The organism is Brevibacillus sp. FSL K6-0770 (assembly GCF_038000275.1).
GTDB classification, from domain to species: Bacteria; Bacillota; Bacilli; order Brevibacillales; family Brevibacillaceae; genus Brevibacillus; species Brevibacillus parabrevis.
Genome location: NZ_JBBOBQ010000001.1, coordinates 698,905 through 708,682, shown reverse-complemented (window position 1 = coordinate 708,682; position 9,778 = coordinate 698,905). Strand labels below are relative to the sequence as shown.

Below are 9,778 nucleotides of genomic sequence, written 5' to 3'. Positions count from 1 at the left end.
CGCTACCAACTCCAGACAAACGGCCTGTACTCTCGCTCGCCTCTGAAATAAGTAGCCAGATGGTAAGCTTGCCTCTGAATGATCGTCTTTAGTTGATATTTCTTCCCTTCATACCTGTCCTTGCTCTCCAAACGCTCCCGAATTTCTTGCGCAATTACCCGTCGGCTTTCCACATGCAGAGCCTCTTCCTCCATTTTGGGCGCAAATCCTTTGGTAAACATGGAGAGCACCGTTCTATCAACGACGGGTTGGCGAAATTCCTCCATAAAGTCAAGAACGAAGGAAGGTCTGCCAGACCGATCAACATGAAGAAAACCTGCACACTCCTCCAGTCCTGCCAAGAGAACGGCCTTCGAGATTTCGTTTTTCAAACAACCATATCCATAGTTCAAGGCAAGATTCACGGGATCACTCGCTCCCCGATGTTCCCTCCCCTGAAAGCCAAGATCAGGATGTACTAAGCACTTCACAACTTCCCAATAAGCAAATGCAGCACGTCCCTCTACGGACATTAGCGTTCCGCGAACCTCATCAACACTTGCTCCCTTTATTTCCTCCAATTCATCCAGCTTGTGCTCCAAATTGGAGATGGCTGTTTGAAACATCGCTTGCAAATTCTCATTTTTGTCTCTCCGATTTTTCGCCCAATATTTAACGAGACTGGCTTGAGCCCGTATTTTTGCCCGAACAAAATGCTTGCTGACTTTCACACCACGCTCATCATTGTACGCCTGTATTTGTGCCCTTCTTGTAGCCACCGTCGCTTGCAAGAAAGGAGAGACTACTTTGGCAAAAGGTTCCCCTCTGTTGGACAAAAAATGTATATGTATACCGTTTTCAATGCACTTCTCAACCACATCCGACGAAATCGAAACACCTTTGGAAGAAATCACAACATCATCCACTTGAAAAAAGGGAATCTCCTGCACAACTTTCTTTTCCCTGTCCCGAATCACTAGCCGTTCACTGGTCTTACGCAAGGCGTATCCGTACTCATCAATTACTACCTGCACAAACATCCACTCCCATTTAGCATTTAGTAGGATAGATTCAGTCTCGTCCGAAAATTGATGGAGTAAACGGCATCTGAGAAAAACAAAAACTCTCTGCATGAGTAAAGGCAGAGAGGTTAATGTTGGGAGAGTGCTGATAGTTATGAGATGCTGATTTTTTGAGAAGCGATTCATGCATATCGGTTTATACAGATTGCTCAGGTATTGGGAAAGGCGCGATCAAAAGATAAGGGAGTGGTTCCACCGTTTATTGTCGTGCAATTCATACAATTCCCTCGTTGATCAGCGTAAAGGTCGGGCAAAAACTAAATGTACTTGAGGCAACCGCTCGACTTCGAGTCGGGGTCTCTAGGGTTTCGGGTTTTTCATGCAATCGGAAAAAAGAACTGGTTGGACATATGATCGAGCAGTGCTTCAGTCTCCTCGGCACTTGGCACTCGGCTGCTGCTACGCTTATCAGTCTATCGGTTTTAGTTTTCTTGTTTTTTGGGTCTGTAATGTAACGATACTGCCCACTGCTGCGGCGGATCGAGGAACACGGTTTCAGTCCCCTTGCTTTTCGGGTCTGTAATGTAACTCCCGCTTCTCCATCCAATAACGCACCGACTCCATTCGTTTCAGTCCCCTTGCTTTTCGGGTCTGTAATGTAACGTGAAACTCTTCATCGTGTAGTCCCAGTATCATCAAGTTTCAGTCCCCTAACTTCTCGGGTCTTCAATGTAACGGCTCTACGGACGATCCAAGCGGAAAGTGATGATCTGTTTCAGTCCCCTTGCTTTTCGGGTCTGTAATGTAACGGTACACAGCAAGCGCTTGCACTCGCAACGGCAGCAAAGTTTCAGTCCCCTTGCTTTTCGGGTCTGTAATGTAACGGACAAAACATGAGATTGCACAGGAGATCGTCAAAAAGTTTCAGTCCCCTTGCTTTTCGGGTCTGTAATGTAACAATTCTTTCAGTAGTTCTACTGTATCATCCGGTTCGGGTTTCAGTCCCCTTGCTTTTCGGGTCTGTAATGTAACCGAGATTCTCGAAGTTGTCCAGCGCCAGCACCTTTACGTTTCAGTCCCCTTGCTTTTCGGGTCTGTAATGTAACTTTCAATAACAAATTGCAATTCGTGATTGATACACAAGTTTCAGTCCCCTTGCTTTTCGGGTCTGTAATGTAACGTTGCAGCGCTGAGTCAAGGTCGATAATGCACGATTGTTTCAGTCCCCTTGCTTTTCGGGTCTGTAATGTAACGTTCAAAAGAATCCCGTCCGAGGAGATCATACCCCTGGTTTCAGTCCCCTTGCTTTTCGGGTCTGTAATGTAACTGAGTTCACAGTTAGGCATGCTGTATTCCAATACAAGTTTCAGTCCCCTTGCTTTTCGGGTCTGTAATGTAACGGAGCAGGCTTTCCTCACCTATGACTTTACTGACTTCGGTTTCAGTCCCCTTGCTTTTCGGGTCTGTAATGTAACTCGTGAAGATGGTCATGGTGCTGTAACTCAGTTCGTGTTTCAGTCCCCTTGCTTTTCGGGTCTGTAATGTAACGGGGAAAGTAAGGGTGGCACACTTCATAGGCATACAGGTTTCAGTCCCCTTGCTTTTCGGGTCTGTAATGTAACCACTTCGTGATAGAATGTACGTAATACCACGTTATATGTTTCAGTCCCCTTGCTTTTCGGGTCTGTAATGTAACACGTACTGACCAACACGCATGTCTGTGTACTTATTGTTTCAGTCCCCTTGCTTTTCGGGTCTGTAATGTAACCGACCTCGGTTAACGCAAACGAATCCACTTCTACCAAGGGTTGTCTTAATCTCAACACTAACAAGAGATCGTTCTTTTTTCGAGGATTGATTTCCTGTTAAAAAATCCAGCCTATCCTCGAAAGTCTATATTTAAGTACCCCATATCGTCTATTTTCTCCCGCCAGAGGATAACCATTCTCTCTCCTGTCTATAATAAAACATTGCTCTACTTTCAGCTATAGGTTTATGTGGTTCGCTAAGTCGAATTGTCGTCTGACCAGTGGTAAATGATAGTTTAGGTTACAAAGTAACTCTGGAGCAAAGCCAGTTACAGTTTCTCTATATTACCTTTAGATACAAGATACATTCGAATTTCCCTAATATTGTTTCTCCACGATGTGCGGGATTACCCTCTTTCCAATTTTCGAAATGATTTATACATAAAAAATCAGCTCACAAAACCTTCGGACAAGTACAACATGAAGCTTGTATCCAAAACCGAAATTCCACGCCGTTTAGAAGCAATTCGTTATTTTGTTTATCTGATGAAAGATCAAAAAATTTAAAATTCTAGAGATGCTCAGTATCTTTCGTTCCATGAAGTCAGCTCATTGTAATGGATACCTGTTTCCCCTCGAACTGATTTGATATTCCCTTCTTTGCAATCCATCTATCTCCTGTTCTTCGGAGCTTGGATCTAACTTGAAACCGTCATCGTAGCGGGTTTGATGATCGCGCTGTTTCAGTCCCCTAGCTTCTCGGGTCTTCAATGTAACTTCGATAGAAGAAACCATGAAGTATGTTCATATGTGGTTTCAGTCCCCTAACTTCTCGGGTCTTCAATGTAACTAGCTTCACTAAGCGCACCAGCGACGGCTCTAACTACGGTTTCAGTCCCCTAACTTCTCGGGTCTTCAATGTAACTCGTGTATCCAGTTTGTATAAAGTGAAGGAATCTTCCGTTTCAGTCCCCTAACTTCTCGGGTCTTCAATGTAACGTTACGGTTACTTATCGCACGATTGGATACCGGATGGTTTCAGTCCCCTAACTTCTCGGGTCTTCAATGTAACTTCTTGTCGCGGATCACCATATCAAATTGAACGTCTACTCGTTTCAGTCCCCTAACTTCTCGGGTCTTCAATGTAACGAATGCAGGGGAATGGCCGCAGGTGCCAGGAGCCCAGCGTTTCAGTCCCCTAACTTCTCGGGTCTTCAATGTAACCGTCGCCGGACGGCAGGAGGCGATCACGATTCCACAGTTTCAGTCCCCTAACTTCTCGGGTCTTCAATGTAACTCGGGTTTTGAAAGGCTGGATACGAGCAGTCATAGTAGTTTCAGTCCCCTAACTTCTCGGGTCTTCAATGTAACCTCCCAATCCACTGACGGCAAATTCGGCATGCTGTCTGTTTCAGTCCCCTAACTTCTCGGGTCTTCAATGTAACGATGAACCGGAGGGCCTTGCGTTCGGCCTCCGTGCCAGTTTCAGTCCCCTAACTTCTCGGGTCTTCAATGTAACGAACCCGCGAAGACGTTCACGCAAGAGGAACTCGACAGTTTCAGTCCCCTAACTTCTCGGGTCTTCAATGTAACGGAGGACAAGCGCCTGATCGCAGAAGTCATCGACTGTTTCAGTCCCCTAACTTCTCGGGTCTTCAATGTAACCCCTCAACGATATCATTATGATGGAAATCAGATTAGTTTCAGTCCCCTAACTTCTCGGGTCTTCAATGTAACCGACTTTGACTAACATGCTCAACCCCAGTCACACCAAGGCTTTTTTCATACTCAGTGCCAACAAGAAACCACTCTTTTTTCGAGGATTCATTTTCTGTCAAAAACCACAGCCTATCCTCGAAAATCTGACTTTAACTATCTCTGTCTGTCTATTTTTCCCCGCTAAAGGATAGCCATTCACTCTCATGCCTATAATAAAACATTCCTCCCATTTGATCTATACATTTCTTGGTACTGCCCAATACTAAAAGAGCTATCTAATCGAGAACTAAAGATTGCAATCGCAAAAACAAACAATATCCCCCTGCAACCTGGAAAGCCGGACATTTCAGGACCACTCGCTATCTGGTCCGTTGCAATACAACTGATTATTAAAAGACACGGAAGATCCATTCCGTGTCTTTCTTGTTAACATCCTTTTTCAATGCCACGGTTGGGAATTAGTGTCTCATGACCTTGATACGTCACCGGACAGCGGTGGAAATCCGGCCCTGCTCCACAACCATAAAGGTGTGTGAACATCAATCGGAGCCAGCCCGCTACCACGCAGTGCCTTTTCCCATGCTTCCGCAACAAGGTTCCTGTCCTCAGCCGTTCCATCCAGGACGTCCGACGAGCACAGATCCAATTTTACCGTGGCTTTCATGATGTGCGTGTCGGGGGCAATTGTAATCAGCTCGCGGGATTTCCACTTTACCCCTGTATACGTCTCCATTACGTACAGCCAATAATTGAAAATTTTCGGACCGGACAAATACGGAAATTCGCGTTTACGCGTTACTTGCATCATGTTTTTCAAGCTGGCGATGTCAAATTGAACGGATTCTAACATTCCGGCAACGTCACCTTTTAAGGAAGATTGAGTAATTCCGGTTGAGACGCTCTTCCAGATTTCCGGGTGTCGATTAGGCTGCAAGGCTACGCGCTCCTGGAGCAGTGCTTGACGCAGTTCCTCTATGCTACTTTTGGATACTGCATGCGGATTGAATATCCATCTAATCCTTTCATCTTGGTACGCCTGTGCGATTGATTGCCATAGGGTGTATGAGTTTCTTTGGTAGTTTAAGGCCATGCCTAGTGTTAATACGTTGGGCAGATCGTTCTCAGGGACAATGCCGAGGAGCGCATCTTCTGGCATTGTTTCGCCGCCGAGGAGGCCTTGGGAGTGCATTTGGATTAGTAGCTTTACGTTAGCTAGAAAGGATTCGTTTGCCATATTTGCCTCCGTGGAAGGTTCTCACTGATTCATTTTATTTTACTATAGTGGCCTATTTCGGACACGTATCATTACTACGTACACCCACTCAACCTGTGACATGTTTACCAATCACTACTTTAATTTTTTCTGTATTTAATCATGAAGAGTATAAAATAACAAAAAATTCAGCCATAATTAAAATCGGTTGAATATAATTTCATTTTTTGTAATTTGAAGATATTATTATATTAAAAGTAAATTTATTACATAAAAGATAATTAGGAGGAGATTCCATGGCAGTTTCATTGAGATTCAAAAATTTTTTAGCTCTATTTTTGGCCGCTGTTCTTTTGCTTTTACCAAACACTGCTGCATTTGCTGGAAAAAAAGATTACCCAGATCCTCAAATTAAAATCAAACCTGTTTCTCAAGAAAAATCGCAGTGGTGCTGGAGTGCCGTCTCAGTGATGCTTTTGGAGCTCTATGGAAAAAAAATGTCCCAATCAGAATACGCAAAGTTTGTAAATGGAAGCACAGATAACGTTACCATTTTTAAAAGCCAATTCATTGACAAGCTAAATGAAAAAGGTATTTATGGAGACTACAAAGCAACAGCCGCTACTTGGAATGAAATTAAATCATCAATCGACAAAGGCCGACCAGTTGTAGTATTTAAAAAGAAGCAAAAAGGAAATGGACACGTTCTTATCATCAATGGCTATTTCAATAAACCTGGTGATAATACAAACTATGTAATTATGGTCGATCCAAACGGGGGAACTGAAGATTGGTACACGTACGAAGAAGTTGCTAACAATTCGTATAATGTGTGGGAAGCAAGTTGGATTAACGTAAGAAATAAAAAGTAATACATTTTTAAGCAAGGGAGTGAGCGTAATTCATTCCCTTGCTTTTTATTTAAAATTATTTTCTAGCTATTTTCGCTCCTTGTATTAAATCGAAAAAGAAGCGGTACTTTGCCCGCTTCTTTTTCATCCATGCTAATAGTTTTTCCCCACCAACACAGCCGCACTCTCCACATTCGGGAGTGTCGACCCGCTTTGTTAATCCGAGCCAATCCTCAAAACCTTTGAAAATCTTCCATCATCAATCATTCAAAGGGCGTAAAAATATTTCCTCTGTGGTACAAATCCTGTGGAGTAGCTGCGTGTATTTTTCATCTTTGGAATACACGGGTAGAGAAAAATCAAAATTTGACCATACACAAATCTTCATATCTTCAAAAATAAACACGGTTGAAACTTTCTCTCTGAGTCCCAGCTCGACTAATATTTCAAAATCATGCAGGTTCGCTAATTTCATACTCTTGCTTCCAGATGCTTTTAGCTGTGAATGAATTTCTTTCGCCCTTATTTTTTGGGTATCACTGTTTATCGTATCTACTACTCGTTTACGCTAGGCAATGCTGTTTCGATCCAAACAGAATTGTACACCCAAAGCTTACGGAGTACCTGCTTAAATTTCTCTTCTTCTCTTAAATATAAAGAAAGCAGGTTTGGATCATCCACAGTCTTGTCGAAAAAAATGTTCACCTTTTCAAAAGCCGATTGATCTTTTATTTGCAATGGGAATCTATCCAGATAAAAGCTATTTTCAGGGAAGCGATCAGCTACAAAATGGCTATGTTCCAGGAGAAAAGTTTCACACATATTACCTGGTTCCAGATCCATAGAAGGAGACCATTTGCTTCCCCATAAACCCTCAACTATCTTAGCAATTTCCACCAAACACCCTCCTTTTTCTTAATCACGAAGGATTTTACCTGTATCATCTAATGTTGCCTTGCGTTTCCCTTTACTATCTCTATGTTTCCATGCACTTCCACCATGCGGTTTATTGCCCCTATCTTTTTGAATTGAATACTCCAACCGGTTTTTTCATTCTCTCTCGTATTTCCATCAACTCTCTTATCAAACTGGCCTAAATCAACACCGTCCCCAGCATCATTTAACAGCCTTTTAGGGATATTATGATAGTCGATTATTCCTTTTGCATACAAATAGTCAAAAGCCTCTACAATTTCGTCAGCCATTGCACTAAATGAAGCTTCAAATGCTGCAACTATTTTATCGAACTTTGGTTCAATATCCTCCCAATAATATTGACAATAGCTCGCCGGCCAGATAGCAGAAGATCGTTGCATCGCGAATAAAGTTTTGGTCACCTAAAGCAACTACAAAGTCGAAAATAACGAACGCACCTAGGACGCTAAGCAACGCAGGCAAACCACCAAATAAGAATGTACCTGTTGTACTTCCACCTGCAAACGTTACCTTGTAAAATCCCTCCATGTACACCTTCCACCCTGCCTCATCAGGCAATAAAAATAGCCCCGAACAGATCGAGGCGCTCAAATTCTTGGTAAAAAAATCCCCCCGGAAATCTCCGGAGGGCTGTTGACGGAACGATCATTTAATTAACCTTTGTGATTTCAAGCTTCACTGCAATATAAAGCGATAATGCAAGCTGTACTAATACCAAATCTGCATTTCGCAAGGTTATCGAATCCCCTGTATTTAGGTTCAATTGAGCAACTATCCTTCGTTTGATTTGATTTCAACAGAAGAATGGATGATTTAATATCGCCCCGAACGTGGTTTCAGCATATCAAAAACCCTTATATACCAACAAAGCCACACTCTCCACATGCCCCGTATGCGGAAACATATCCACCGGCTGCACTTCCCGCACCTCGTACTTCTCCGCCAACACCTTCAAATCACGTGCCAGCGTGGACGGGTTGCACGACACGTACACCACGCGCTCTGGTTGCATCTCCAAAATCGTCGTCAACAGCGCCTCGTCGCAGCCCTTGCGTGGCGGGTCGACGACAATTACATCGGCCCGTATTCCTTGCTCTTTCCACGCGGGAATCACGACCTCCGCGGGGCCTGCCTCGAACGTTGCGTTTTCCACTCCGTTCAGTTTGGCGTTGCGGTTGGCGTCCTCGATCGCTTCTGGGACGATTTCCACGCCGTAGACATGCTTGGACTTTTGCGCCAAAAAGAGCGAGATCGTTCCGATGCCGCAGTAGGCGTCGATGACCGTTTCGGTTCCTGTCGCTCCGGCGTATTCCAGCGTTTTATTGTACAGCACTTCCGTCTGGGCGGGGTTGACCTGGTAGAACGAGCGCGCCGAGATGGCGAATTTGATCGCTCCGATGTAATCGTAGATGACATCGCTGCCCCAGAGCGTTACCGTCTTTTTGCCGAAAATGACGTTGGTCTTGTCCGGGTTGATGTTTTGCACGATGCTCGTTACGCCCGCCACCTCGGTGCGGATCGCTTCCACGAGCTTGTCACGCTGCGGAATCGTCTCCTCGGTCGTCACGAGCACGACCATGACTTCTCCCGTCTTGACCCCGACTTTGACGACCACATGGCGGAGCAAGCCTGAGCCGCGCACTTCATCGTATGGCTTGATGCCAAGGGCAGTTGCGGCCTTCTTCACCGTTGCGACCGCCTCGTCGTTTTTTTGGTGCTGGATGAGGCATTCGTGCATGTCGATGATGGAATGGGACTTTTCGGCGTAAAATCCGCCGACCAAGGCGCCGTTTTCCTCACCGATTGGCACTTGGGCCTTGTTGCGGTAACGCCACGGCTCGCTCATGCCGAGTGTCGGGTGAACGGTGATTGCTCCGTCTCCCTCCACCTGGAAGCCGCCGATGCGCCGCAGGTTGTCCCGCACGATTTGCTGCTTGTGACGCAGTTGCTCCTCGTATGCCAAGTGCTGCAGCGAACAGCCGCCGCAACGGTCGTACAGCGGACAGGGCGGCTGTGAGCGGAATGTGCTCGCTACTGACACTTTGGTCAGTTTGGCGAAGCCGAAGTTCTTTTTGACATGGTCGACGCGCGCATGGACGCGCTCTCCTGCGAGTGCGCCGTCGACGAACAGCGTATATCCTTCAATCCGGCCGACGCCAGCGCCTTCGTGGTTCAGTCCGGTTATCTCCACTTCCACAGTTTGTCCGACACGAACCGGAACGTCCAGCTCTACCTTGGCAGTTTGCTGCGGTCTGCGCCGTCTTTTTGTTGTTTTCGCCACTTTTCTTTTGCTCCTTTTGTCTCGCGCTC

General features: G+C 45.2%; 6 protein-coding genes and 2 CRISPR repeat arrays. Of the genes, 1 reads left to right on the top strand and 5 read right to left on the bottom strand.

All coding sequences use genetic code 11. From position 1 onward, the window contains the following. Positions 1–2 precede the first annotated feature (2 nt). The gene (gene cas1, locus NST23_RS03765) at positions 3–1,013 is read right to left on the bottom strand and encodes a CRISPR-associated endonuclease Cas1 (protein WP_208715229.1); all 1,011 of its coding nucleotides are present in this window, start codon (positions 1,011–1,013) and stop codon (positions 3–5) included. 467 nt (positions 1,014–1,480) lie between these two features. Beyond that, a CRISPR array of direct repeats spans positions 1,481–2,769; the repeat unit is 37 nt; unit sequence GTTTCAGTCCCCTTGCTTTTCGGGTCTGTAATGTAAC. Between the two features lie 719 nt (positions 2,770–3,488). After that, positions 3,489–4,486: direct repeats of the CRISPR family, unit length 37 nt. A gap of 448 nt (positions 4,487–4,934) precedes the next feature. Next, a complete protein-coding gene (locus NST23_RS03760) occupies positions 4,935–5,702 on the bottom strand; it encodes a hypothetical protein (protein WP_340963133.1) in 768 nt (255 codons plus the stop codon). A gap of 275 nt (positions 5,703–5,977) precedes the next feature. Here NST23_RS03760 and NST23_RS03755 point away from each other — a divergent pair, with 275 nt between their 5' ends. Next, positions 5,978–6,553 (top strand): C39 family peptidase, encoded by a 576-nt coding sequence (locus tag NST23_RS03755; protein WP_122965516.1) that lies wholly within the window; start codon positions 5,978–5,980, stop codon positions 6,551–6,553. Positions 6,554–7,087: 534 nt separating this feature from the next. On the opposite strand, the gene NST23_RS03750 is transcribed toward NST23_RS03755, so the two are convergent. The 3 genes from NST23_RS03750 to rlmD form a co-directional block, all read right to left on the bottom strand. After that, positions 7,088–7,429, bottom strand: a complete 342-nt coding sequence (locus tag NST23_RS03750; RefSeq protein ID WP_328139876.1) for a hypothetical protein — start codon at positions 7,427–7,429, stop codon at positions 7,088–7,090. Between the two features lie 47 nt (positions 7,430–7,476). Next, the gene (locus NST23_RS03745) at positions 7,477–7,869 is read right to left on the bottom strand and encodes a hypothetical protein (RefSeq protein WP_280649001.1); all 393 of its coding nucleotides are present in this window, start codon (positions 7,867–7,869) and stop codon (positions 7,477–7,479) included. A gap of 443 nt (positions 7,870–8,312) precedes the next feature. Continuing rightward, the gene (rlmD, locus tag NST23_RS03740; RefSeq protein WP_274874833.1) at positions 8,313–9,749 is read right to left on the bottom strand and encodes a 23S rRNA (uracil(1939)-C(5))-methyltransferase RlmD; all 1,437 of its coding nucleotides are present in this window, start codon (positions 9,747–9,749) and stop codon (positions 8,313–8,315) included. Between the last annotated feature and the right edge of the window lie 29 nt (positions 9,750–9,778).